At 72.5% G+C, this 25135-nt stretch carries 19 protein-coding genes; 9 read left to right on the forward strand and 10 right to left on the reverse strand.

Going from position 1 to position 25135, the window contains the following annotated elements; genetic code table 11:
* The first annotated feature begins 53 nt into the window (after nt 1–53).
* Genes L3i22_RS35060 through L3i22_RS35070 form a run of 3 tightly spaced genes read left to right on the forward strand, consistent with a single transcriptional unit; the run spans nt 54 to nt 2706 of the window.
* On the forward strand, nt 54–848 hold the full coding sequence (locus L3i22_RS35060) for a trans-aconitate 2-methyltransferase (protein ID WP_221321776.1): 795 nt from the start codon (nt 54–56) through the stop codon (nt 846–848).
* Entirely contained in the window at nt 845–1360 is a 516-nt protein-coding gene (locus tag L3i22_RS35065) for a hypothetical protein (protein ID WP_221321777.1), read from the forward strand. Before L3i22_RS35060 ends, L3i22_RS35065 begins: the two co-directional genes overlap by 4 nt.
* Nucleotides 1357–2706 (forward strand): aminotransferase class V-fold PLP-dependent enzyme, encoded by a 1350-nt coding sequence (locus tag L3i22_RS35070; RefSeq protein WP_221321778.1) that lies wholly within the window; start codon nt 1357–1359, stop codon nt 2704–2706. The genes L3i22_RS35065 and L3i22_RS35070 overlap by 4 nt, the downstream gene beginning before the upstream one ends.
* Here L3i22_RS35070 and L3i22_RS35075 read toward each other — a convergent pair.
* On the reverse strand, nt 2687–3136 hold the full coding sequence (locus L3i22_RS35075) for an Lrp/AsnC family transcriptional regulator (RefSeq protein ID WP_221321779.1): 450 nt from the start codon (nt 3134–3136) through the stop codon (nt 2687–2689). The genes L3i22_RS35070 and L3i22_RS35075 overlap by 20 nt on opposite strands.
* A 72-nt stretch (nt 3137–3208) precedes the next feature.
* Here L3i22_RS35075 and L3i22_RS35080 point away from each other — a divergent pair, with 72 nt between their 5' ends.
* Nucleotides 3209–4102, forward strand: coding sequence for an SMP-30/gluconolactonase/LRE family protein (locus L3i22_RS35080; RefSeq protein WP_255657393.1), 894 nt, complete (start codon nt 3209–3211; stop codon nt 4100–4102).
* Nucleotides 4103–4110: 8 nt separating this feature from the next.
* Here L3i22_RS35080 and L3i22_RS35085 read toward each other — a convergent pair whose 3' ends face one another.
* From L3i22_RS35085 to L3i22_RS35110, 6 genes are all read right to left on the reverse strand, one after another.
* The gene (locus L3i22_RS35085) at nt 4111–4947 is read right to left on the reverse strand and encodes an SMP-30/gluconolactonase/LRE family protein (RefSeq protein WP_221321780.1); all 837 of its coding nucleotides are present in this window, start codon (nt 4945–4947) and stop codon (nt 4111–4113) included.
* On the reverse strand, nt 4944–8309 hold the full coding sequence (locus tag L3i22_RS35090) for a hypothetical protein (RefSeq protein ID WP_221321781.1): 3366 nt from the start codon (nt 8307–8309) through the stop codon (nt 4944–4946). Before L3i22_RS35090 ends, L3i22_RS35085 begins: the two co-directional genes overlap by 4 nt.
* Nucleotides 8310–8434: 125 nt before the next feature.
* Nucleotides 8435–8881: a chromosome partitioning protein gene (locus L3i22_RS35095; RefSeq protein WP_221321782.1), complete on the reverse strand. Its 447-nt coding sequence runs from the start codon at nt 8879–8881 to the stop codon at nt 8435–8437.
* A gap of 4 nt (nt 8882–8885) precedes the next feature.
* Nucleotides 8886–10115 carry an MFS transporter gene (locus L3i22_RS35100; protein WP_221321783.1) on the reverse strand — a complete coding sequence of 410 codons (1230 nt, stop codon included), beginning with the start codon at nt 10113–10115 and terminating at the stop codon, nt 8886–8888.
* A gap of 786 nt (nt 10116–10901) precedes the next feature.
* Entirely contained in the window at nt 10902–11756 is an 855-nt protein-coding gene (locus tag L3i22_RS35105; RefSeq protein ID WP_221321784.1) for a dihydrodipicolinate synthase family protein, read from the reverse strand.
* Nucleotides 11757–11769: 13 nt separating this feature from the next.
* Nucleotides 11770–12996, reverse strand: coding sequence for an aminotransferase class I/II-fold pyridoxal phosphate-dependent enzyme (locus L3i22_RS35110; protein ID WP_221321785.1), 1227 nt, complete (start codon nt 12994–12996; stop codon nt 11770–11772).
* A gap of 65 nt (nt 12997–13061) precedes the next feature.
* Here L3i22_RS35110 and L3i22_RS35115 point away from each other — a divergent pair, with 65 nt between their 5' ends.
* From L3i22_RS35115 to L3i22_RS35125, 3 genes are read left to right on the forward strand one after another with little or no spacing between them, the layout of a single operon-like run.
* Nucleotides 13062–13658 (forward strand): hypothetical protein, encoded by a 597-nt coding sequence (locus tag L3i22_RS35115; protein ID WP_221321786.1) that lies wholly within the window; start codon nt 13062–13064, stop codon nt 13656–13658.
* A 33-nt stretch (nt 13659–13691) separates the two neighbouring features.
* The gene (locus tag L3i22_RS35120; protein ID WP_221321787.1) at nt 13692–14354 is read left to right on the forward strand and encodes a hypothetical protein; all 663 of its coding nucleotides are present in this window, start codon (nt 13692–13694) and stop codon (nt 14352–14354) included.
* 39 nt (nt 14355–14393) lie between these two features.
* On the forward strand, nt 14394–18545 hold the full coding sequence (locus tag L3i22_RS35125) for a PAS domain S-box protein (protein ID WP_221321788.1): 4152 nt from the start codon (nt 14394–14396) through the stop codon (nt 18543–18545).
* On the opposite strand, the gene L3i22_RS35130 is transcribed toward L3i22_RS35125, so the two are convergent.
* The gene (locus tag L3i22_RS35130) at nt 18508–20466 is read right to left on the reverse strand and encodes a LysM peptidoglycan-binding domain-containing protein (RefSeq protein ID WP_221321789.1); all 1959 of its coding nucleotides are present in this window, start codon (nt 20464–20466) and stop codon (nt 18508–18510) included. The genes L3i22_RS35125 and L3i22_RS35130 overlap by 38 nt on opposite strands.
* A 370-nt stretch (nt 20467–20836) precedes the next feature.
* Here L3i22_RS35130 and L3i22_RS35135 point away from each other — a divergent pair, with 370 nt between their 5' ends.
* On the forward strand, nt 20837–22639 hold the full coding sequence (locus L3i22_RS35135; RefSeq protein WP_221321790.1) for a cellulose-binding protein: 1803 nt from the start codon (nt 20837–20839) through the stop codon (nt 22637–22639).
* Nucleotides 22640–22690: 51 nt separating this feature from the next.
* Here the strand turns inward: L3i22_RS35135 and L3i22_RS35140 are convergent, their stop codons facing one another.
* Nucleotides 22691–23452 (reverse strand): hypothetical protein, encoded by a 762-nt coding sequence (locus L3i22_RS35140; RefSeq protein WP_221321791.1) that lies wholly within the window; start codon nt 23450–23452, stop codon nt 22691–22693.
* 70 nt (nt 23453–23522) lie between these two features.
* The gene (locus L3i22_RS35145) at nt 23523–24221 is read right to left on the reverse strand and encodes a hypothetical protein (protein WP_221321792.1); all 699 of its coding nucleotides are present in this window, start codon (nt 24219–24221) and stop codon (nt 23523–23525) included.
* A gap of 109 nt (nt 24222–24330) precedes the next feature.
* Between L3i22_RS35145 and L3i22_RS35150 the strand changes: the two genes are divergently transcribed.
* Complete coding sequence (locus L3i22_RS35150; RefSeq protein WP_221321793.1) at nt 24331–25128, forward strand: SDR family oxidoreductase; 798 nt, start codon at nt 24331–24333, stop codon at nt 25126–25128.
* Nucleotides 25129–25135: the final 7 nt, after the last annotated feature.

Consider the following 25135-nt stretch of genomic DNA (forward strand, 5'->3'; position numbering starts at 1 on the left):
CTCGTGGTCGGAACCACGATTGAACGGATCCGCCGCGCGTCCAGCATCAGGGCATGGAAACCACTGAGTACGCCCTCGGGCACACCGACGAGGAATTCGAACGGGTCCGCGCGCAGGCGCGGTTGTGGTCGGCCGACACGGCCCGGCTGCTGGATCGTCTCGGGCTGGCGGCCGGCGCCCGATGCCTGGACGCGGGGTGCGGGCCGGGCGAGACGATGCGGCTGATGGCCGAGCGGGTCGGGCCGACCGGCGAGGTGACCGGCATCGACCTGGACCCGGTGATCAGCTCCTTGGCCCCGGGCCGGGTGATCATCCACGACCTGACCGCGGACGAGCCGGTCCCGGGCGGGCCGTACGACCTGGTCCACGCCCGCCTGCTGCTGTTCCACACGCCGCGGCGGGCGGAGGTGCTGCGGCGGCTGTGGGACGCGGTCGCGCCCGGCGGGCACCTGCTGGTGCAGGACTACGACCTGGGCGCGGTCGGGCTGAACCCGTCGCTGGACATCGTCGAGGAGATGACCGCGCTGGTGGTCGCGGCGTTCGGGGCGGCCGGGTGCGACGTGCGGGCCGGCAGCCGGTTGCCGTACCTGATGGCGGAGGCCGGCATCGGCGCGCCGGACGGCACCGACGTGGCCGGCCGGCTGGTCCCGGCCGCGGCCGGCACGCCGATCCTGGAGAGCGTCTACCTGAGCCTGCTCCCGGTCGCCTACGCGAAGGGCCTGATCACGCCGCCCGACGCCGAGAAGGCGATCGACACGCTGCGCCGGGAGACCGCCGCGAACCCCGACCGGTACGTACTGCTGCCCCTGCTCAACGGGGCCTGGAAGCGCAAGGGAGAAGCACGATGAGCATCGTCCTGCACGACATCCCGGCGGCGGTCCGGGAATACCTCGACGACCTGGTGATCGTGAAGATCACCGCGGTCGTCCCGACCGACCCGGACCAGAACGTGCTGACCACGGATCAGGTGGGCGCGTTCACGGTGAGCGCGTTCAACGGCGGGGTCCCGAACGGCGTCCGGGTGATCAACGTGCTCTACCACGTGGCGATCGCCGACGCGGCCGGCACGAAGGGCGTCGTCGCCAAACTGCTCGTGCCCGACCTCGCCGTCGGCGAGACCTTCGCCGACCAGGAGGCGACCCGGCCGCTCAAGCCCGGCACCAGGCACACCGACTACTTCGTCCGGCTGCCCGACACCGACCTCGGCCAGGGTGACACCAGCGAGCTGCCGCTCACGCTGATCTGCCTGGACGACGGCGACGCGAAGATCAGCTGCCACGTCCACGCCGACGTGGACCGGGACGCGCTGTTCCCGAACAGCGAGAGCCACAGCACCGGGCAAGGTCTGACGGTGCTGTGAACACCTTCGACGTGCAGCGGCTCCGGTGGCACTTCGACTTCGCGCGGACCGGCCGGGTGGTGACCAACAACGCGGCCAGCACCCAGCCGCCGCGCGAACTCGTCGAGCTGTACCGGAGCCTGATCCCCTGGTACGAGAACGTGCACCGCGGCCAGTCGGCGGCGTCCCGGTACACCACCGAGCTGTTCGAGCTGGCCTACGACACCATCGCCGGCTGGCTCAACGCGCCCGGCCGCGGCAGCATCGTGACCTGCCGGAACACCACCGAGGCGATCAACACGGTGATGTATTCGCTGCTCACCGAGTTCCGTGACGGCGACAACGTGGTGACCACGGCGCTGGAGCACAACTCGAACTTCGTCCCCTGGTACGCGATGTGCCGGGAGATCCTGCCCCGCTTCGGGCGGCACGTCGAGTACCGGGTGGCCCGCTTCGACCCGGTCACCGGGCAGCTCGACCTGGAGCACCTCGCGTCGCTGGTGGACGCGCGGACCAAACTCGTCGCCTGCACCGGCGCGTCCAACTTCCTGGGCACCAGGCCCGATCTGGCGGCGGTCCGCCGGATCACCCTGGCCAGCGGATACCGGCAGCCCGACGGCGATCACCGCAGCCTGCTGCTGGTCGACGGCGCGCAGCTCGTACCGACCGCCGCGATCGACGTGCGGGCGCTCGGCGTCGACTACCTGGCCTTCTCGTTCCACAAGCTGATGGCCCCGTTCGGCGTCGGCGTCCTCTACGGCCGCGAGGAACTTCTCAACACCACAAGACCGTTTTTGTACGGCGGTGACATGGTCGCCGAACAGGGCGTCACCGCCGAGCACGTGCGGTACAACCGGCTCCCGTGGAAATACGCGGCGGGGACCCCGAACATCCTCGGCGTGATCGTCTCGGCCCAGGCGTTGCGGCTGCTCGTGGACCTGGTGGCGCCCGAACCGGCCGGCTATTTCGGCACCGGGCGGCCGTTGGGCCGGGCCACGATCGAGCGGGCGATGGACCGGGTCGCGGCGCACACCCGCGCGCTGACCGGGCGCGCGCTCGACGCCGTACGGGAAATCGATGGTTTGAAGGTCTTTGGCCCGGAGTCGGCGGCGGACCGTGCGCCGCTGATCTCTTTCGGTCTTTCCGGGTGGAGCCCGATGCGGCTCGCGGAGGAGCTGGACCGGCGCGGCGTCGAGTCGCGGGCCGGCTGCCACTGCGCGACGCTGGCGCATCGGGCACTCGGCCTGGACCCGCCGGCGAGCTGCCGGTTGAGTTTCGCCGTCTACAACACGGCCGGCGACGTGGACCGCGCGACCGGCGCGCTGCGGGAGATCGCCGCCCGGCGGCTCAGTCCGGCAGCAGGTTGAGCGGGCGCTCGAAGAACGTCTCCAGGACCACGACGGTCTGCGTGCCGGAGACGCCGTCGATCGCGTAGATCTCCCGCAGCGCGGCCTGCAGCTGCTCGTTGGTCGCCGTGCGCAGCTTCACCAGCAGCGACGACGCGCCCGCGACGACGTGCGCCTCCTGGATCGCGGGGATCGCCAGCAGCGCGTCCCGGGTCGGCGGATCCCCCATCCAGGAGGCCGCGCTGATCATCACGTAGGCGGCGACGCCGCGCTCGACGGCGGCCGGATCGATCTCGACGGTGGTGCGGCGGATCACGCCGCGGTCGCGCAGTTTCCGGACCCGATCATGGGCCGAGGCCGCGGAGAGGCCGACCGCGCGGCCCAGCTCGGCATAGGACCGCGTCGCGTCCTCCTGCAGCCGCGTCAACAGCTGCCGATCGATCTCGTCCACATCGACCCCCTGATTGCGTTCGGCCAAATATGCCCTTGACCTTATCAGGTAAGGCCAAGCTACTCTCTGGACGTGATCGCTACGGAGTTCAAGAAGCTCGACGACCGGTTCCGGTATGTGGACGGCGACTACGTCCTGGAGCGCCTGCACACCGGCTGCCGCAAGACCGAGGGGCCCGCCTGGTTCCCGGCCGGCCGCTATCTGGTGTGGAGCGACATCCCCAACGACCGGCTGATGCGCTGGGACGAGACGACCGGCGCGGTCGGCGTGTTCCGGCCCGGGTCCGGGTACGCCAACGGCAACACCGTGGACGGGCAGGGCCGCCTGGTCACCTGCGAGCAGGGCAACCGCCGGGTCACCCGCACCGAGCACGACGGCACCGTGACCGTGCTCGCCGACACGTTCCAGGGCAGGCGCCTGAACAGCCCGAACGACGTCGTGGTCCGGTCCGACGGGACGATCTGGTTCACCGATCCGGGGTACGGCATCGACAGCGACTACGAGGGACACCGGGCCGACAACGAGTTCGGCGGCGCGTGTCACGTGTTCCGGCTCGACCCGGCCACCGGCGACCTGCGCATCGTCGCCGACGACTTCGCCCGCCCCAACGGCCTGGCCTTCTCCCCCGACGAGCGGCTGCTCTACATCGCCGACACCCGCCAGGAGCCGAGCCACATCCGGGTCTTCGAGGTCGCCGAGGACGGCACGCTCGACGGCGGCGGCATCTTCGCGACCTGCGACTTCGGACGTTTCGACGGGATGCGCGCGGACACCGCCGGCCGGATCTGGGCGGCGTCGTGGGACGGCCTGCACTGCTTCGCGCCGGACGGGACCCTGATCGGCAAGCTGCTGACCCCGGAGCCGGTCGCGAACCTCACGTTCGGCGGCCCGGCGCTCAACCAGCTGTTCCTCACCGCCGGAAGGTCGGTCTACTCACTCCGGGTCACGTTCAACGGGGCCCGCTGACCGCCGCCTCAGGGATGCCCGGCGCCGGGCGCCGGCGCCGGGACGGACCAGACGCGGCCGGTGCGCTCCCCCGCATCGCCGCCCCAGGTCTGACCGACAACGAGCAGGCGCGGACGCTCCTCGCGGCTGACCACACAGGCGAACGCGCCCCGGTCGAACAAGACCGTCGCCAGCACCTCCCCGCCCTCACGAACCCGCAGGCAGCGCTGGTTGCCGACATCCGCCAGCCAGACCGCGCCGGCCGCGTCGACACAGATCCCGTCGGGGTGATCCCCCGGCGTCGCGGCCCACACCCGACGATCATTCAAAAGACCATCAAGACCGATTCGGTACGCCGTGAGCCGCTCCGCGTAGGACTCCGCCACGATCAGCGTGCCGCCGTCCGCGGTGACCGCCATGCCGTTCGGGAACGCCAGGTCGTCCGCCACCGGCACCACCTCGCCGTCCGGCCGGACCAGCACGACCAGGCCGGGGGCGAACTCCCCGCCGGGGAAGTCGAAGCCGATGCTGTTGACGTAGGCGTTGCCCCGGCCGTCGACGACGATGTCGTTCCACGGCTTCCGCGAGACCCCGCCCAGCTCGGCGTGCGTGACCAGGGACCCGTCCGGCTCCCGCCGGAGCAGCCGCTGCCGGGCCGAGTCCACGATCAGCAGCCGCCCGTCCGGCAGGAAGTCGATGCACATCGGGAACGACGGGACGCTCGCCATCACCTCCGGCCGGCCGTCGCCGCCGAGCGCGATCACCTGGTTCGCACCCCAGTCGGAGAACCACAACCGGCCGTCGTGCCAGCGCGGCGACTCCCCGAACGCCACGCCGTCCAACAGGACCTCAGGCTCGCTCGTCATCGTTCCATCAGACACCGGTCGCGCTCGTACCGCTCGATGATCCGCAGCGCCAGTTCCGGCCACAGCTCGGCGACCGCGCCGAGCGGCTGGTACCACTTGCCGATGGCGAACGCGTGCGCGAGCGGCGTGGCGGCCCCGGCCCGGCCGGCCGCCCGGCCGATCTCGATCAGCGCCCGGACCCGATCGCCCGGGTCGGGCAGGCCGAGCGCGATCCGCTGGGCCGGCTCGATCAGCCCGGCCGCCGCCATCGCGCGGGCGATCGCGGTCAGCGCCGCCGGCCGGCCCAGCGGGTCGGAGATCCCCCGGGCCACCCGCTCCGCCTGCGGGTAGGCGCCGACCGTGGCCATCGCCGCGGCGACCGCCTCCGGAGCCAGCGTGTGCGGGCTGATGTTGGCCAGCAGCCGTTCGGCCCGGTCGCACTCGCCGGCCGCGGCCAGCCCGGTCGCCACCCCGGCCCAGGCGAGATCCCGGGTGAGCGGGTCGGTGGCCTCGCCGGCCATCCGCTCGGCCCGCCGGTGGTCGCCGGTCGCGATCACCGCCTGGACCACGGCGGACAGCAGCAGACCCCGGCGGTACGGGTCGAGCACCCGCCCGAGGATCCGCACGGCCTCCCCGAGATGGGCCTCGGCGCGGGCCCGGTCACCGGCCGCGGCCTCGGTGCGCGCGAGCGCGGCCAGCGCCTCGCCGCGCAGGACGAAGTTGCCGATCCCGCCGAGAATCCGGTCGACCTGGTCGTGCTCGCCGGCCAGGGCCAGCCGGACGGCGATCGCCAGGTACGCCTCGGCGCGCCGGGCGGCACGGCCGATCCGGGCGGCGACCTGCCGGGCCTGGCCGGGCTCGCCCGCCGCGATCAGCGCCCGTACCGCGCCGACCTGGGCCTCGGCCCGCAGCTCCGGGTCGACGATGCCGTTCGCGATCCGGGCCGCCTGCACGCCGTGCCCGGCGGCCGCGACCGACCGGACGATCGGCATCAGCGGCTCCGGGACGGCGAGCAGGCTGACCCGGCTGCCGAGCCGCTCGGCCCGCTCGACCTGGCCGAGCGTGACCAGGGCCCGGGCCACCTCGACGTCGGACGTCGCCCGGGCGGCGGGATCGTCGATCCGCCGCGCGATCCGCTCCGCCTCGCGGAGCAGGTCCTCGGCCGCGTCCGGCCGGCCGGCGCCGGCCAGGGCACGGGCCACCGCGGTCAGCGCCCCGGCCTGGTCGCGCGGCTCGGGCAGCTCCCGGGCGAGCCGCGCGGCCCGGTCCCGATCGCCGATCGCCGCGGCCGCCTCGGCGATCACCAGCAGCGCCTCGGGCTCACGGCCGGCCCTTTCCCGGCCTTCTTTGCCGGCCCATTCCAGGCCTGCCCTTTCCAGCCCGGCCAGGATCTCCCCGGCCCGCGCGGAGGCGTCCCCGGCGTGCATCGCGACCGCGACCGTGGCCAGCGCCTGGACCCGCCAGTACGGCTCGGTGATGGTCCCGGCGATCCGTTCCGCGTCCGGCAGCAGGTCGCCGGCCCGCTCCCCGGACCCGGTCGTGGTCATCGCCCGCACCAGCTCGGCCCGCAGCCGGGCCCGGTGGAGACGGTCCGGATGCCGGTCGACGGCGGCCTCGGCCTGGCGGATCATCCGGGCGGCCCGGTGCCGCACGCCCCGGGCCGCGATGGTCACCGCGATCCGGGCCAGCGCCAGGGCCTGCCGGCGCGGGTCCGCCGGCGACGCCACGATCCGCTCGGCGCGCCGCAGGTCACCGGAGGCCGCCACGACTCCGGCGATCGCGATCCAGACCGGTTCCGCCGCGTGCCGGTCGGTGAGCCCGCGGGCGGCCGTCTCCGCCCCGTCCGGATCCCCGGCCAGCGCCGTCGCCTCGGCGATCGCGGCCCGCACCTGCTCCCGGGCGGCCGGATCGGCGACCCCCGCGGCGATCTCGGCGGCCCGCCCGGCCGCCCCGTCGCGGACCAGACCGGCCACGATCGCGGTCTGTGCGGCGGTCCGGCCCGCCGGGTCGGAGATGCTCTCGGTGATCATCTCGGCCCGCTCGTACAGTCCGGCGGTCGCCAGCACCTCGGCGACCGCGCTCAGCGCGGCCTCCGACGCGCGGCTGTCGGTGAGGCTGCGGGCCAGCGCCTCGGCCCGGACCGGCTGGCCGAGCAGCGCCCAGACCGCGGGCAGCCCGGCCGGGATGTTGGTGTTGCGCTGCTCGATCCGCTCCAGGTCGATGCCGAGGCAGGCCATCGCCTCCAGATCGGGCTCCGGGCGGCCCAGGCACAGCTGGTGCGCCGCGCGGATCTCGCCCAGCGCGACGGTGTCCCCGCCGGTGGCGTCGAGCAGCCGGTGGTGCCGGTCCGGATCGGTGGCCAGCTCGGCGGCGCGGCGCTGGTCGTCGCTCGCCCGCAGCACCCGGAAGTAGGCGCGCAGCAGGTAGTCCGGGGTGTCGGCCGGCCAGCCGCGGTCGCGGTAGGTGTCCGCCCAGGTGTGCAGGCGGTCGCGATAGCCCGGCATCCGGGGCTCGAGATACTGCTCGGCGGTCCGCTGCAGTTCCTCGTGCCCGAGCAGGTAGCCGTCCTGCCTTCCGAAGGTGCGGCCGGTGGCGGTGTGCAGCACGGTCACGATCTCGGCCAGGTCGGAGCCGGTCAGCTCGCGCAGGTCCGGGCCGGTCAGCCCGCCCCGCGCGGCCGTGATCAACCCGAGCACGTCCTGCTCCAGCGGCGAGCCGCGGAGCAGCCGCAGCAGCTCCGACTCGCTCAGCCGCTGCAGGTCACGGGCGTGCGGCGAGGCGCCGAGCAGGCGGACGATCCCGGGATCGCGCAGCGGGTGCCAGTCCCGCACGTCGTCCGGGATCGGCGGATTCGCCCGCCCCGCGACGATCACCCGCATCCCGGCCGGCGGCTCCCGGGGCAGCAGCCCGGCGATGCTCTGCGCGTCCCGGCCGGTGGTCACGCCCCGGTCCTCGTCCGAGCCGTCGACGACCAGGACCAAGCGGCCGCCGTCCGCCCGGCACTGCTCCGCGGCCTGCGTCAGCAGCTCCAACATGATCGACTCGCGCTGGACCGCGCCGACGACGGTCGGCAGCTCCTGCCCGGTCAGCGCGCACAACTGCTCGGTCAGCACGGTGACGAAGGCGTCCCGGTTGTCCGCGAGCCGGGCGGTGATGAAGAACGAGATCAACCGGACCCGGCCGGCCCGGACCGGCTCCGGCGGGCGCAGGACGAAACTCGAGAGCAGCGCGGATTTCCCGGCCCACGGGCCGGCCCGCCACCAGACGTACGGCCCACGATCTTCCTGAAGGCAGAAGGCGGCGAGCTCGCCCAGCTCGGGACCGCGATCCAGGAGCCGCGGCGGGGCGATCCGCTCGACCTGGCGCAGGTACGCCGACCGCACCGGCCGGGCACCCGGGAGCGAGCCGGACTGATAGACGTTGACCTGTCCGGCGCGCGCGATGCCGATTCCACCGTCGCGGCCCAGGCCGTACCACCGTGACGCTGCGCCGGGGTCGGAGGGTGGTGCTACCGGCCCGGCTGGCGAGGGTCCCCGACGTACACGTCCCCGGCGACCTGCCCGAACGCGAAACCCCCGGCCCGCGCGTCGGCGTGCACGTCACCACCGATGAAGATCCGGGCGCCGCCGTTCGCCGCCAGCTGCTCGACCAGGTCGGCCACCGACTGCCCGAACGCGTCGTCCCGGCGGGCCGCGGCGGTGACCGCGAGCTCCAGCTGCTGACGGGTCAGCTCGCTGACCTCCCCCTGACCGGCGGCGGCCCGCGCGGCCTCCTCGTCGAGGTCGGTCAGCACCGGGTGCGCGCCGAGCTTCGCGGTGACCGTCTCGGAGAGCTTGTCCATCCCGGCGTCGATCACCGTGTCCACATCGGCGTCGAGGCGGCCGGCCACCCGCCGGGCCTTCTGGACGGCCCAGGCGATCACGTACCCGGCCACCAGGCTTCCTTCAATCACCATGCCCTCATGTTGCCGCCGGACCGGACCGGTGTGCCGTACCCCGGGTGCGGCGGTCCAGGGCCGAGACCAGCGAAACCAGCGTGACAACGGTCACCGACAGGACCAGCGGGAGCCGGCCGCCGACGCCGATCAGCGCCCCGGCCAGCGCGGTCCCGGCCGACCCCGCGGTGATCTTGACGGCGCCGATCCAGACGAAGACCTGACCGCGGGCCCGCGCCGGGGCGAACTCGCTGCGCGCGGCCAGCGTCGCGGCGAAGAAGTGCGCGTTCAGAACCCCGGTCACGAAATAGGCGACCACCGCCGGCGAGAAACCGGGCGCGAGCGCGACCCCGCCGAGCGCCACCGCCACGACGAGTCCGAGACGGGTCATCAGATGGTCGGCGTCGCCGCGCAGCGGGCGGATCATCACGACCGCCGACCCGGCCAGGTTGCCCAGACCGTAGGCGGCGGTCAGCACCCCGGCCAGCGCCGCCGCGACCCCCACGCTCGCGACCGCCGTGATCGGCAGCGCGGCCAGGGCGAACGCCACCGTGACGGTCATGTACAGGGTGCGGCGCAACGGACCGGAGGCCAGCATCAGCAGCAGCGTCCGCGCCGGTCGCGGCACCTCGGACGGGGCGCCCGGCGGCGGCGCCCACGGCAGCATCCGGACCAGGATCGCGGCCAGCGCGGTCGCCGCCGCGAGCAGCAGCGCGGCGGCGGTCGGGCTCGCCCAGGCGGAGACCGCGGCCACGATCGCCGGGCCGACCGTGCCGCCCAGACCGTAGGTCGCCACGTCCCAGCCCTGCGCGCGCCGCTGCGCGGTCCGGTCCGGGCCGGCGATGGCCGGCAGGCGACTGCTGATCCCGCCGGTCAGCAGCGGCCCGACCAGACCGGAAGCGATCAGCAGCAGCCCGGTGACCACGGCCGGGACGTGCGGGAACACCAGCACCGCGGCGGCCAGGGTGGCGCCGTGCGCGACACAGGCGGCGGCGATCACCGTGCGGCCGTCGCGGGCGGTGTCCAGGCGGCGGGCCACGAACGGGCCGAGCAGGTGCGGCGCGGTGACGCAGGCGCCGAGGAGCCCGGCGAGCCAGCCGGGAGCGCCGCTCACGGTCACCATCAGCACCACGGCCACGACGGCTCCGCCGTCCGCGGACCGGGCCATGGTCGCGGCGGCGACGTACCGCGCGAGGTCCGCGGGGCGATTCGGGGGTACGGCCGTGTCCGCGCCCCCTGACCTGCCGGAACTCACCGAGTCGAGCATCAGGAACTGTCCAATCGTGGGGTGGTTTGTGTGTTGCTCTTGGAATGGACCGCGGCCCGGCGATCATGGGTCCGGGTCTTCGTCGGCCAGGACCGCAATCGACACTCGCGGCAACCGTGAACCCCAGCCCACCCGACCCAGCTGGCCGCTACGGCTGCACCAGACGCCCTCCACAACCCTGAACACCAGCCCACCCGACCCAGCTGGTCGCCACGGCTGCACCAGACGCCCTTCACGACCGTGAACACCAGCCCACCCAGCCCAGCTGGTCGTGAGGGCTGTTCAATCGCGCTGGGACAGCCCTGCGTGCCAGCCGGGAGTTCGCGGCGACGGTGGGGCGCGCCCACGGCGTACCTCCGAAGCCACCGCAATCGGCAACTTCCGCCAGTGGCGGCCGCAGCGGTGACCGACAGCGGGCGGTGCCTGGCAAGCAAACAGCGAACAGGCCGCAGCCGCGCCCAGCCGGCGGCCGCCGAGTCGGCAAACGGCCGCCGAGTCGGCAAGCGGCCGGTGAGTCGGCCGCGGCGACGGTGACGGCGCTTGGCAAGCCGATCGCGGGCGGGTCGCGGCCGTGATCAACGGCGGGCGGTGCCCGGCAAGCAGGCCGTGACCAGGGACGGAAGCCGTCCGGCAAGCCGGAAGCCCCGGTTCGGGTTATCCACACTGGCCGGTTGTCCACAGGCCGTCCGCGTGATCATGGCCCGGGCCGCGACAATGTGCTTGGGCAGGCCCCCGTGGCGGGTGGGGACTCCGACGTGGGCGGCTGGGGGCTGGTCACCGGGCAAGATCCAGAGCCGTCAGCACGGCGCTGACCTCGGCCCGGGCGCCGTCGTCCAACCCCCGCAACGGCCGCGGCAGACACGACCGCCGCGCCAGCCCCAACTGCTCCGCGATCGCCGCGGTCACCCGCAAACTCCCGTACCGAGCAAATAATTCAAACAGCGAACCGAGACGCCCGGCCGCACCCGGCACCGAGCGCGCAACGGGTACCGCCGCCGCAGGCAGCGTCCCACCAACCACCGAGTACCAGACATCGCACCCGTTCGCGAGCCCGTCTGCCGCATGCACATCCCCGGAGATCCCGATCGCAACGCCGACCGGCAGCAGTTTCCGCAGCTCCTCGACCCGCTCCCGGGTCACCGGCCCAGGGATCTTGAGGGAGGCCACCTTCGGCAGTTTCGCAACCGCCGCGTACAGGTCATCGGTGAACGTCACATGCGTCGTCCCCGGGTTGTCATAGACGATCAGCGGCACGGAAAGTTCCGCGGTCACATCCTCGAACAGCCCGTACACGTCGTCCGCGGTGAGCGGCTGATACGTCATCGGCGCCAGCAGCACCGCCGCCGCCCCGGCCGCCTGCGCGTCCGCGGCGTACGCCAGCACCTGCGAGGTCCGCAGCGCGCCGATCCCGGCGAAGACCGGCGTCGGCCCGGCCTCGGCGATCGCGACGCGCAGCGCGCGGGACCGCTCGCCGGCGCTGAGGTACGGATAGCTGCCGGTCGACCCGAGCGCGGTGATCGAGTCGACCCCGGCCGCGGCCAGTCGCGACACCAGTCCGGCGTAGGCGGTCTCGTCGAGCCGGTCGTCGGCGAGCGGGGTGAGCGGGAAGGCGCTGAGCCCGGTGAACATAGTGGTGCCTCTCTTAGCGGAGCGCGGCCAGATCCGCGGCGAACGCGGTGGCCTGAACTGGCGTGATCGTCGAGGTGGTGACCCGGATGGCCGGTTGCCGGGCGGCGAAGTCCCGGCCGTCGCGCACGGCCCAGCCCCGGGCGGCGAGGGCGGCCACGAAACCGTCGCCGGGCACCGGGATCCACACGTTGAGCCCGTCCGGCCGGGGCAGTGCGATCCCGACGTGCCCGAGCTCGTCGACGAGCGTCCCGGAGCGGGTCGCGTACGCCGCCCGGGCCCGCGCGAACCGGCTCTCGTCCCACGCCGACGCCACCACGTGCTGCAACAGGTGGCTGACCCAGGTCGCGCCGCTCTCGAGCCGGGCCGCCGTCACCGGGTCGGCCAGCACGAACGCCGTCCGCAGGTCCGGCCCGAGGAATTTCGACACCGACCGGACCAGCGCCCAGCGCGGATGCCCGGGCGGGGTGACCCGGTGATAGTCCCGTGCGGAGATCATCGAGAAGTGGTCATCCTCGACAACCAGGATTTCGGGGTACGCCGTGAGCACCGCCCGGAGTTCACCCGCCCGCCCCGCCGTGAGACTCGCCCCGGTCGGGTTGTGTGCCCGCGGCGTGATGATCACCGCCCGCGCCCCTCCGGCGAGCGCCGCCGCCAGCCCGGACGCCGACATCCCGTCGGCGTCGGTCGGCACCGGCACCGCCCGCAGCCCGTTCACCCGCAGTGTCCCGATCGCCGCGAGGTAGCACGGATCCTCGACCGCGACCTGGTCGCCGCGGGTCAGGTGGGTGGTGAGCAGCCGTTCCATCCCGTCGGCGGCGCCGTTCGCGAGCACCAGCCGATGCGGGTCGGGCAGGTCGCCGGCGAGCCGGTGGAGCCGGTCGTCGACCGCGGGCGCGCCGTAGAGGACCGGCTCGTACCCGGCGATCGCGTCGGCCAGGGACGGCAGCAGCGCCGGGTCCGGGTTGCCGCCGGCCAGGTTGACCAGGTCGCCGCCGGCCGCTCGCCCTTCACCGTCGACCTCCGGCAGGCCGAGCACGACGGTCCCGCCGCGCCGCCGGGTCTCCACCACGCCGGCGGTGGCGAGCTGCGCGTACGCCGCCGCGACGGTGTTCCGGTTGACGCCGAGCCGGCCGGCGAGGTCGCGGATGGCCGGCAGCGCGACGCCGGCCGGCAGCTGCCCGGCGTGCACCAGCCCCCGCACCGACCGCACGATCTCCGCCGCCGAGTTCCCTTCGATCACCCCGCCCACGCTACCAGTTATGTCCTAGGACATAAATCTCCGCCAAGTTGATCTACCCTGTCGCGATGCAACTCCGGGAAGCACGCCTGCTCGCCATACCGTTTGCCCTGCTCGCAGTGCTTTTGCGCCTCGCCCAGGGGCTCTGGGTCCACCCGTCGACCCGGGACACCGGCCGGCTCCTGCAACTCGCCGTCTCCGGGGCGGCGTTCGCCGTCAGTCTCTTCCTGCCGGTCCTGATCTACTGGCTGATCACCCGGCAGTTCTGGAAACGCCCGGCCGCCTGGTCGCCGGGCTTCTCGGCGGGTCCGTCGCTGTCCCAACGCGGCATCTTCACGATCATGCTGGGCTGGCAGGCCGGCAACGCGCTCGACTTCGCCCGCGAATCGAGCCTCGGGTGGGGTGGCCTCGTCTTCCTGGCGGCCGCCCTGGTCTTCCTCGCGGGCGCGATCGCCGCCCCGATGATCAACCGCCACTCGGTCCGGCTGGATCCGGACGGGATCACGTACCAAGGGTTGCTGCGGCGCCGCCGCACCCGCTGGGACGAGCCGTTCCGGGTGCCGACCGGCGGGCTGCACATCGACCCGGCCTACCTGTCTGTCAGCCTCAACTTCTACCGCACCCACCCGGAGCGCCGGGCCGAGCTCGCCGAGGTCACGGTCTGATCCGGGCGGGCACCGGTGATCTACGCTGCGGCCGTGTCCCCTCGCACCGCCCGGCTGCTCGTCCTGCCGTTCGCCCTGGCCGCCTGCGCCCTGGACTTCGCCACCCACCTCTGGATCCAGCCGCTGGCCTGGCGGCTCGGTTCCGGCAACCTGGCCTTCGTCACCGCCATGGCGATCCTGGCCGCCTCCGCCTTCCTCCCACTCGGCCTCTATCTGCTGGTCGCCCGGCGGGCCCGGAAACCGCCGGCCGTCTGGCAGCGGCCCGGCGCCGGCCCGGTGTTCTCCGCCGGTCCCGCGGCCCGCGTGTCGCTGATCTGGGTCGGATGGGTCATAGGCAGTGTCGTGCCCACCGAACGGGTGCCGAACGAGGCCCGCGCCCGGCTCGTCGAGATCGACCCGGTCGTCACGGTCTTCCTGGTGATCGGCCTGTTGACGCTCATTCTGCTGGTGGTGACGGCGCTGAGCGACCGTCCCGTCCTAGAGCTCACCCCGGACGGAATCACCGGCCGCGACCTGCTCCGCCGCCGGCGGGCCGGCTGGGACGACGAGCCGTTCAAGACGCCCAGGTGGCTGCACATCGACCCGGCGTTCCTGGCGTTCACGCTCGACTTCTACCGGACCCGGCCGGAACGCCGCGCCGAGATCGGCACCGAAGCCGGCGCGGCGGCCCTCGCGGCGGCGTACCGCCCGGCCTGACCGGCTCATTCTTCGGGCAGGGTGGCCGATCAGGGCAATATGAGTGTCGGGTTCCGGCCGGGGGTGACAGGCCGGCGGCTGGCGGGCCAGCCGGTCGAGCTGCTCGCGCACGCCTTCGACCGCAGCCCCGTCCCGAAGCTCGTGCTCAGCCTCACCGGCGCCGACCAGGGCACCTTCACCGCGGTCAACGACGCGTTCTGCGACCTGGTCGGCTACCCCCGGGACGCGCTGCTCGGGCACTCCTGCCTGATGCTGCTGGACGAGGACGGCCCGGGCCCGGTCACCGCGCTGTTCGAGGCGATGGTCCGCGGCGAGCTGAGCGTAACCGCGATGGAGCGGGTGCTGATCCGCCGGGACGGCTCGCGGGTCTGGATCGTCAGCCAGAACGTGATGGTCCACGACGACGCCGGCCACCCGTTCCTGGTCGCCGAGATCGTGGAGAGCAGCGCCCGGCCCGCGCTCGCCGACAGCGAGGCCCGGTTCCGCACGCTGGTCGACTCGTCGCCGATCGGCATGGCGGTGCTGAACACCGACGGCGCGTGGGTCCGGGTGAATCCGGCCGTCTCCGCGATGCTGGGCTACACCGGCGCCGAGCTGGCCGCGCTCACGCTCGGCGCGGTCACCCACCCGGACGACCGGGAGGCCTGCGCGGCGATGCTGCGGGGCATGGCGAGCGGCGCGACTCCGGCTTTCCGGCAGGATTTCCGGTACGTGGGCAAAACCGGTCACCTCCTCTGGTGCCACCTGACCGTCACCCCGCTGCGCTCGGCGTCCGGCGCCCCGTTGCAGCTGCTCGCCCAGCTGGCCGACGTGACCACCGAACACCGCACCCGGGAGCTGCTGGTCACCGCGGCCGACCGGCTGCGCACCACGATCGCCGTGCAGCGGGAGATCAGCGCGGTGGCCGCCGACCGGGACGCCCTGGTCCAGCTGATCGCCGACCGCACGTTGCAGGTGCTGCCGACCGGGGACACCGCGGCGGTCCGTCTGCTGGACGCCGAGGCCGGGCTGCTGCGCTCGGCCGCCGCGGTCGGCCCGCCGCTGCCGGACGTGCCGGTCACCGACTCGCTGGCCGGGGTGGCGATCACCAGCGGCGCCGCGGTCCGGTGTGACGACACCACCGACGATCCGCGGGTGAATCCGGGGATCGCCCGGTCCACCGGGATGCGCTCGCTGGTGATGGCGCCGCTGCGGGCGCCGGGCAGCGGCACGTTCGGGGTGCTGGTGGTCGGCAGCAGACGGCCGGACGCGTTCTCCGACGGCGACGATCAACAGCTCACCCTGCTGGCCGACGCGGTCGGCAACGCGCTGCGGCACGCCGAGGACACCGCGATCCGGCAGGATCTGCTGCGACGGACCACCGCGGCGGTCGAGGCCCTGGAGCGCGAGCAGGCCGCGACGCTGACCGCGATGGCCCGCCTGGAGCGCAGCGAGCGGCAGTTCGCCGAGGTCGCCGACAACAGCCCGATCGCCCGGATCGTGCTCGGCGTCCGGGGCGAGCAGCGCGGCCGGATCCTGCTCACCAACCCGGCGTTCTGCCTGCTGTTCGGCTACACCGACGGGCAGGCCGCCGGCATGCGCTTCGAGGTGCTGGTCCCCGGCGGGCCGAGCGAGGAGCTGGAGCGCAACCTGGACATCATGGCCGCCGGCGAGCGGATCCGCGGGGCCCGCGAGATCGTCCTGCAGCGCTCGGACGGCACCCCGCTGACGGTGGCCGCGCACACCTCGGTGATCGCCGACGAGCACGGCCCGGCCACCGCGGTGGTCCAGTTGCGCGACGTGACCGCGGAGCGGGCCGCCGACGAGGCGACCGAGCGGGAGGTGCGGCGGCTGCGGGCCACCCTGGCGGTGCAGCGCGAGGTCACCGCGGCGGCCACGGACCGGGATTCGACGGTACGGGTCGTCGCCGCCCGCGCGGTCGACCTGTTCCCGGCGGCCGACGGCGCCGCGGTCGAGCTGGTCGAGGGCGACCAGCTGGCGTACGTCGCCACCGCCGGCACCCTGTCCGCGTTCACCGGCACCCGGATCCCGCGGGCCGGGTCGCTGAGCGGGATCGCCCTGGCCACCGGCGCCCCCGCGCACTGCGCGGACACCGCCGACGACCCGCGGGTCAACCGGGCCATGTGCGAGCAGCTGGGGATCGGCGCGATGCTGATCGCGCCGCTGTACGCGGACCGGGAGGTGATCGGCGTCCTGAAGGTCTCGGCCGCCCAGCCCTACGTCTTCGGCGAGACCGACGAGCAGCAGCTGGCCCTGCTCGCCGACAGCCTGAGCGCGGCGCTGCGGCACGCCGACGACGCCACCCGCAACGCCGCCGCGCTGCGCGAGCTGGAGATCAGCGAGCAGCGGTTCCGGCTGACCTTCGACAACTCGCCGCTCGGCCTGACCCTGTGCAGCCTGCGGCCGGCCGACTTCGGGCGGTATCTGCAGGCCAACCCGGCGATGACGGCGATCACCGGGTGGTCCGCGGACGAGCTGACCGGGATGACGTTCGCCGATCTGACCCATCCGGACGACGTGGCCGGCACCCACGAGTTCGCCCGCCGGATGATCGACCGGGAGATCGACACGCTCACCGCCGAGCGCCGCTACCGGCACAAGGACGGCCGGGTCATCTGGGTGTCGGTGCGGGTCGCCGTGGTCACCGACGAGTTCGACCGGCCGCGCTACGTGGTCAACCAGGTCGAGGACGTCACCGCGGCCCGGGAGGCCGACGCCGAGCTGCGCCGGACCGCCCGGTTGTTCGAGCTGATCCCGGCGGCGGTCATCGTCCGCGATCTGGACGGGACGATCCGCTGGTGGAACGACGGCGCGACGCGCCTCTACGGCTGGCCTCTCGCCGCGGCTTCCGGCCGCTCGGCGCACCGGTTGCTGCACACCACTTTCCCGTACGGAGGGAGCGCGCCGGAGCAGGAGGACGCGCTCCGCACCGGCGGCTTCTGGAACGGCCGGCTGGATCACGTGACGGCGGACGGCCGTACCGTCAATGTCCTGAGCCGTCAGGTGTTGCACCACCTCGACCCGGACCACTCCCAGGTCCTCGAGGTGAACGCGGACCAGACCGCGGCCCGGGAGGCGGAGCAGGCCCTGGCCGAGAGCGAGGAGCGGCTGCGCGCCCAGTTCGCGAACACCGGCGTCGGGCAGACCATCTCGGCCCTGGACGGCGCCCTGATCAGCGCGAACCGGGCGTACGCCGCGATGATCGGCCGGGCCGACGCGGAGCTGGCCGGCCTGCACGACCGGGACCTGCTGCACCCGGACGACCTGGTCGCGCACCGGGCGCTGCTGGCCGGGCTGTTCGCCGGCGACAGCGAGTCGTACACGACCGAGGCGCGGATCGCGCACGCGGACGGCCGCTGGGTGCCGGTCGAGGCGACCATCTCGCTGGTCCGCGACCGGGACGGGAATCCGAAGCTGATCGTCGGCGTGCTCACCGACATCACCGCCCGCCGCGCCGCCGAGCAGGCCCGGGACGCGGCATCCGCCGTGCTGGCCGAGCGCAACACCGAGCTGGAGGCCGCCAACCAGCTGAAACTCGACATCATCGGGATGCTCGGCCACGAGATCGGCAACCCCCTGACGTCGATCCGGGGGAACGCGGAGATCCTCGTCGACGACTGGGCGGCGCTGACCGACGAGCGCCGGGGCCGGGCGATCGACGCGATCGCCCGGCAGGCCGGAAACCTGGACGAGATCGTCCAGGAGGTCCTGGCGATGGTCACCATCGAATCCGGCAAGATCCGGGCGGACCGGCGGCCGCTGGACGTGCGGGCGGAGATCGGCCGGGCGCTGTGGGCGGCGGACGCCGCCGCGGTGCCGGTGTCCGGGCCGGCCGCGCGGGTGCTCTGCCACCCCGGCCACCTGCAGCAGATCCTGGTGAACCTGCTGACCAACGCCCGCAAGTACGGCGGCGGCGCCACCGCCGTGCGGGTCGCCGGCACCCCGGAGCGGGTGGAGATCACGGTCGAGGACAGCGGTCCCGGTGTCCCGGAGGAGTTCCGGGACCGCCTCTTCGAGCGCCTGGCCCGCGCCGACCGGGATGCGACCTCGGTCAAGGGCACGGGCCTGGGCCTCTACATCGTCCGCGGGCTGGCGCAGGCCAACCACGGCGACATCCGGCACGAGCCGAACCCGGCGGGCGGCTCGCGGTTCGTCATTTCGCTGGAATCACCAGGACCTGACCCGGGATGATCCGGTCCGGGTTGGACAGGATGGCCCGGTTCAGGTTGAAGATCTCCGGGAACCGGCTCTCCTTGCCCAGCAGCGCCTTCGCGATGCCGCTGAGCGTGTCGCCCTTCTTCACCGTGTAGAGCCGCGGGATCGTGCCGACCGGCGTCTTCGGCGGCAGGTGCAGCACCTGGCCGGGGAAGATCAGGTTCGGGTTCTTGATGATGGCCCGGTTCTGCACGAAGATCTGCGGCCACCGGTTGGTGTCGCCGAGCTGCGCCTTCGCGATGCCGCCGAGGGTGTCCCCCTTCTTCACCGTGTACGTCGTCGGCGCCGGCGGCTGCTGCTGGGGCGGCTGCTGCGGCGCGCCACCGGAGAGCACCCCGGCGAAGCGCAGCAGGTCGGCCAGCTCGAACGTGCCGGCCGTGGCCGACGCCAGCGACGGCTTCCAGCCCGGCTGCCGCAGGAACGAGTCCTGGCTGCGGCGGACGAGTCCGATCAGCACCTCGGCGACCAGCGTGCTGCCGACCGGGCCGAGCCGCTCGCCGCCGTGCGCGTGGTTCGCCTCGGCCAGGACGTAGAACCACAGCGGCGTACGGGACTCGAAGCCCCCGTTCGTCAGCGCGGTCACCTGCTCCGGGCTGCCCGCCGCCGCGATCACCTCGTCCTTGGTCATCACCGGCAGGCCGAGCGCCTGCGCCACGGCCTGCCCGGTCGGCAGCCGCAGCCGGTAGCCACGCAGCAGGTTGCGCACCGCCAGGCGGCCCGCGTCCGGCGGCGTCTCCGGCGATCCGTCCACCTTGCGCAGGGCGAACAGCGCCCGCTCCCCGATCGCGGCGACGTTGGTGTCGAGCTTGCGGGCCTTCATCACGCCGGCACTGCCGATGATGTTCTCCCACTCGATGATCCAGTTGTCCGGCAGCCGCTCGAAGGTGCCCAGCTCCCCGCTGAGCGCGGTGAACGTGAAGAGCAGCTCCAGGCTCGCCTGCCGGCCGCCGGGCCGGGTGTTGAAGTTGACGTTGAAGTCGTACTCGGCGCGCACCATCGTGTGGCCGAGCCGGTAGCCGGCCACCGAGAACTCCAGCGGCATCCGCAGCGGCTCGGCCGCCGGGTCGAACCACCGGTTGCCGTGGTCGACGATGTCGTCCACGACGGCCGGCTCGGCGATCCGCTTCAGGAAGTCGTGCACCACGATGTACTGGTAGTGCTGGCGCAGGATCCGGCCCGCCTCGTTGAACGAGAACCCCTGGTCGACCAGCTTGTTGTGGGCCTTGAGGAAGGCCACGTGCAGCTGGGCGATGATCAGGTTCTCGTCGTTGCGCGGGTCCCCGGTCAGGGCCGCGCGGTCGTGCTCGATGTCGTCCGAGGTGGGCTCGCGCGGCAGGTCGTTGTCGTCGCTCTTGCCCGGCGGGCGCCGGAACGGCAGGTTCGGGTTGTTCAGCGAGACGACGTTGCCGAGCAGCATCTTCGACGCGTCCGCCGGGTTCCGCGGCGCGGGCGCGCCGTAGACGCTGTCCAGGTCCAGCTCACCGGTGCGCAGGTTGCGCAGGGCGTAGCGGATGTCGCTGAGCGACAGCGGGGTCATACCCGGGTCGAGCAGCTGTTCCATCGTCGCCGAGGCCCCGGACTCCAGGGTGATGTCGTGGTCGACGAACTGCCCGAAGTACGTGTACGCCGCCGGGATCGGGCTGTCCTGGCCGGCCACGTCGGCGTCGACCATCGTCGCGCCGAGCTTCTTCAGCAGGTCCGGCGTGTTCGCCGCTTCGGGCAGGAGGTTCGCGTCGTCGTCCTGCAGCGTCGGGAACAGGAAGTCGAAGTGGTGCGATTCGACCGGCTTGGTCACCGCGAAGAGCGACGCCGACCGGGCGCTGAAGCCGGCGAGTTCGCCGTTCGCCTTGGCCAGTTCTTCGTCGGTGACGATTTTTCCGTGCAGGAGACGCGGCATGGCCGCCCCCTTCCCCCTCGGAGGTGCATGACCGATGCACGAGTGGTGCAACGCCGCACACCATAAGCACGAATTCCAGATACATGGAGTCACCAAATAGACAATTGGCAATGGTCAGACATTCGCGACAAAGATCCACCACATCGACGCTCCTGCAACAAACCTGCAAATGAGAATCGTTGACTGGCCTCTTCCGGTGGTGGGAGATTCGGTCACGGCAACACTTTCGTTCCCCCGTACCGCCGGCATTTCATCCCCAGAAATCAGGCCGCGGCGCAGGTCAGAGCCGCGCCGTCATGCAAACGACTGCAAATAGAGCAGCGCCTGAAGAATGCCCGGCGGTATCTCTTTCCGACAGGGAGAAAATCGCATGGCACCATCCGTACGCGCGCGCCGGATGCGCCGGCTGGCCGGCGCCTCCGCACTCGCCGCACTGGTCATTGCCGGACTCGCCGTAACCGTGGCGACCGCCGAGGCAGCGACCGTGTTCAGCGCGGACTTCGAATCCGGATCGACCAGCGCCTGGTCGAAATCGGGCGGCACCTGGTCGGTGGTCACCGACGGCACCCAGGTCCTGCAGCAGTCCGACACCACCAGCGAGCGGGCCCGCGAATTCGGCGGCACCGCGTCCTGGACCAACTACGCCGTCCAGGCCCGGGTCAAGGCCACCGCGTTCGGCTCGACCAGCGGGGTGGTCGCGCTGACCGCCCGGGCCGCCGGCGCGACCAAGATGTACCGGCTGTCGCTGACCGGCGGCAACAAGGTCCAGCTGGAAGCCATGAACGGCAGCGCGATCACGGTCCTGGCGAGCCTCGCCCAGACCATCTCGACCAGCACGTTCTACACCCTCAAGCTGACCGTCAACGGCACCACGATCAGCGGCTCGGTCAACGGCACGAGCGTCGGCAGCGCGACCGACTCGTCGATCGCGAGCGGGCGGATCGGGCTGCTCACCGAGTACGCGGCCGGCCGCTTCGACGACGTCGTCGTGGACGACAGCGCGGGCGGCACCGCGACCAGCTCGCCGACCACGGCGCCCTCGTCGTCCTCGCCCTCCCCCACCCCGTCCACCTCCACCACGCCGACCACCGGCGCCGTCTACGTGTCCCCGAGCGGCACCGACGGCGCGGCCGGCACCCAGTCCGCGCCGACGACGCTGACCTCGGCGATCACCCGGATCGCGGCCGGCGGGACGATCTACCTGCGCGGCGGGACCTACAACTACGCACAGACCGTCACCATCGCGGCCGGGAACAACGGTGCTTCGGGCTCGCTCAAGACTCTCTCGGCGTACCCCGGCGAAGTTCCGGTCTTGAATTTCTCGGCCCAGACCGAGGACTCGGCGAACCGCGGCCTGGCCCTGAACGGCAACTACTGGCGCCTGTACGGCCTGGTCGTCGAACGCGCCGGCGACAACGGGATCTTCGTCGGTGGCAGCAACAACATCGTCGAACGTACCGTGACCAGGTTCAACCGGGACAGCGGCCTGCAGATCTCGCGGATCGCGTCGGACACGCCGAACGCGCAGTGGCCGGCGAACAACCTGATCCTCAGCTCCGAGTCGCACGACAACGCGGACTCCGACGGCGAGGACGCGGACGGCTTCGCGGCGAAACTGACCGTCGGCAGCGGCAACGTCTTCCGTTACGCGGTGTCACACAACAACATCGACGACGGCTGGGACCTCTACACCAAGACCGACACCGGCGCGATCGGCGTGGTGACGATCGAGGACTCGCTCTCCTACGACAACGGCACGCTGACCGACGGCTCGCAGGCCGGCGCCGGCGACCGCAACGGCTACAAGCTGGGCGGCGAGGACATCGCGGTGAACCACGTGGTGCGGCGCAGCATCGCCTACCAGAACGGCAAGCACGGTTTCACCTACAACAGCAACCCGGGCTCGCTGACCATCTCGAACAACCTGAGCATCGACAACGGCGAACGAAACTTCAACTTCGACGCCGGTACGTCGGTGTTCCGCAACAACACGTCGTGTCGCTTCAGCAGCGGCACGAACGACCGGATCATCGGTGACTCGGACAGCTCCAACCAGTTCTGGTCCGGCACCAACGGCTCCCGCTGCGCGTCCTACAGCGGCGCCCTGGCCTGGTCCTTCTCCTCCACCGGCACCCTGGTCGTCACGATCGGCGGCAAGACCGTCTCCCTCTGACCCTCGCGAACCCGGGCCGGCGCGAGTTCAGCGCGCCGGCCCGGCCCGTCGTCAGGCCCCGGCCGTGCCCGCCGGAAGGGCGATGATGTCGGCGGCGGCCGGGACGTCCAGCCCGGGGAACGTCGCGCCGTACTCGGTGAACTCCACCTTCCCGGCGCGCGGCGCGCCCGGATAGATCAGCACCAGCGGCACGGGCTCGCCGACCGCCGAGACGAGCAGCGTCGCGCCGTATCCGGCCGACGAGCGCAGACCGACCGCCGGCCGGTCCCCGACCTTCGCCGGTTTCAGCTGCTCGAGGTCGCCCTCCAGAGTGACGAGCTGGTCGCGGGCGAAGGACCGCCCCAGCGCGTCGAAGTAGGTGAGCCCCGGCGCCGGCTCGATCCACGAGGCGGCGAGCCGCGGTGCCAGCCGGTGCGCCGCAGCCGCGCCGATCACCGGAACCAGCGCCTTCTCCGGCACCTTGAAGAACGTCCGGCCACCGGACACCAGCACCTGGATCTCGCTCCCGGCGATCGTCATCCGGCCCAGTTGGTTCGCCCCGGAAACCTTGAGGTCGATCGGGACCGGCGTGCCGTCCCCGAACTTGGAGCCGCCCCGGAAGACTCCGGGCAGCTCGCCGGAGGCGTGGAACGACGTAGCCTCGGCCAGCGACTTCCTCGCCTGGCTGAGGATCTCGGCCGGGGCCTTGCCGCTGATGCCGTTGTCGGACGTCGAGGAGACCGCGGCCGGCTTGTCGGCCTCCGCGGCGGTGCAGCCGGCGAGCAGCAGCGAGCCGACGGCCACCGCGACGGCGGCCGATCTGATCATGTTCACGTGTGGTGTTTCCCCCGGTTGCGGTAGATCGAGCGATGGGACTGTATCGCTCTGCCCCGCCGGCCCGGGATCAGGTGTTCGGCACCACGATGATGTCGCCGCTCGCCGGGCGCATCAGGCCGGTGAAGCCTTCGCCGTACTCGGTGAAGACCACCTTCGCCCCGCCTGCCCCGGTCATCGCCAGCGGCACCGGGTCGCCGGTCGTCGACACGTACAGCGACGTGAAGCCGCCGCCCGCGTCGTGCAGCACGATCGCCGGATGCCCCTCGTAGGTGGTCGGCCGCTCGTCCTTGGTCACCGCGCCCAGAGCTTTGACCAGCTGGTCGCGCTGGAACGGGACCGTCAGCGCCGCGAAGACGGTGTATTCCCGAGCCGGCTCGACCCAGGACTCCGCGAGGTACGGCGCGAGCCGATGCGCCTCTTTCGCCCCGACGGCGCCGGCCAGCAGCCGCTCGTCCACCTTGAAGTAGGTCCGCTTGCCGGAGACCAGCATCTGCACCGGGCTCCCGGTCTCCGGCGTCAGCGTGCCGAGCCGGTTCTCGGCGGACACCTTGAGGTCGTAGCCGGCGGTGCGACCGGTGATCACGATGGTCCCGGCCACGTGGAACGACGAGGACTTGTCGAGCGCGTCCTTCGCCTGCCCGAGGATCTCGCCCGGTTCCAGCGCGGCCACCCCGTTGTCGGCCGGCCCCTGGTTCTTGCGCAGGTCACACCCGCCGAGCAGCAGCACCACGGCCACCGCGACGGTGACCTGTCTGAGGATGTTCATGTGTGGCGTTCCCCCGTGTGCGGCGATCGAGCGATGGGACTGTAGCCCCGGCGGCGATCTCGGCGCGCGCCCGATTCCGGCTCCACTCAGGAACGGTTATCTTGCTGCAATGAAGCGCACCGCCCTGGTCACCGGGGCATCGTCGGGCATCGGTCTCGCCACCGCCACCGCGCTGGTCGCGCGCGGCTACCGGGTGATCGGCACCAGCCGGGACCCGGACACGGTGAAGCATCCGGTGGACGGTGTCGAGTACGTCGCGCTGGACCTGAACTCCGACGACTCGATCGCCGCCCTCACCGCGACCCTGCACGGCGTCGACATCCTGGTGAACAACGCCGGGGAGAGCCAGTCCGGCCCGTTCGAGGAGCTGCCGATGGCGGCGCTGCGGCGGTTGTTCGAGGTCAACGTGCTCGGGCCGGTGCGCCTGGCGCAGCTGGCGCTGCCCGGGATGCGCGAGCGCGGCTACGGCCGGGTGGTCATGGTCGGGTCGATGCTGGCGTCGTTCCCGCTGGCGTACCGGTCGTCGTACGTCGCCTCGAAGGCGGCGATCAAGGGGTTCGCCAACGGGGCCCGGCACGAGTACTCGCCGTACGGCGTCTGGCTGACCACCGTCGAACCCGGCTCGATCAACACCGGGATCAGCGAGCGGCGCACCAAATACATCGCCGCGGACTCCCCGCACCGCGCCGAGTTCGAGAAGATGCTTGCCGCGCTGGACCGCAACGAGAAAGCCGGCACCTCCGCCGAGCGCGTCGCGGCCACCATCGTCACCGCGATCGAGGCCGAGAAACCCAAGCAGCGGTACGCCGTCGGCAGCAACGCCCCGTTCGTCTTCGCCCTGCGCCGGCTCGTCCCCGTTGGGGTGGTGGAAAAGATCACTCACCGTAAGCACGATCTGAGCCGGTAAGCTCGTC

The organism is Actinoplanes sp. L3-i22 (assembly GCF_019704555.1).
In the GTDB taxonomy this organism is placed as follows: domain Bacteria; phylum Actinomycetota; class Actinomycetes; order Mycobacteriales; family Micromonosporaceae; genus Actinoplanes.

Coding starts and splice junctions, on each gene's coding strand:
- L3i22_RS35060 (WP_221321776.1), top strand. CDS start 54: ATGGAAACCACTGAGTACGCCCTCGGGCACACCGACGAGGAATTCGAA.
- L3i22_RS35065 (WP_221321777.1), top strand. CDS start 845: ATGAGCATCGTCCTGCACGACATCCCGGCGGCGGTCCGGGAATACCTC.
- L3i22_RS35085 (WP_221321780.1), bottom strand. CDS start 4,947: ATGACGAGCGAGCCTGAGGTCCTGTTGGACGGCGTGGCGTTCGGGGAG.
- L3i22_RS35095 (WP_221321782.1), bottom strand. CDS start 8,881: ATGGTGATTGAAGGAAGCCTGGTGGCCGGGTACGTGATCGCCTGGGCC.
- L3i22_RS35105 (WP_221321784.1), bottom strand. CDS start 11,756: ATGTTCACCGGGCTCAGCGCCTTCCCGCTCACCCCGCTCGCCGACGAC.
- L3i22_RS35115 (WP_221321786.1), top strand. CDS start 13,062: ATGCAACTCCGGGAAGCACGCCTGCTCGCCATACCGTTTGCCCTGCTC.
- L3i22_RS35125 (WP_221321788.1), top strand. CDS start 14,394: ATGAGTGTCGGGTTCCGGCCGGGGGTGACAGGCCGGCGGCTGGCGGGC.
- L3i22_RS35130 (WP_221321789.1), bottom strand. CDS start 20,466: ATGCCGCGTCTCCTGCACGGAAAAATCGTCACCGACGAAGAACTGGCC.
- L3i22_RS35135 (WP_221321790.1), top strand. CDS start 20,837: ATGGCACCATCCGTACGCGCGCGCCGGATGCGCCGGCTGGCCGGCGCC.
- L3i22_RS35145 (WP_221321792.1), bottom strand. CDS start 24,221: ATGAACATCCTCAGACAGGTCACCGTCGCGGTGGCCGTGGTGCTGCTG.
- L3i22_RS35150 (WP_221321793.1), top strand. CDS start 24,331: ATGAAGCGCACCGCCCTGGTCACCGGGGCATCGTCGGGCATCGGTCTC.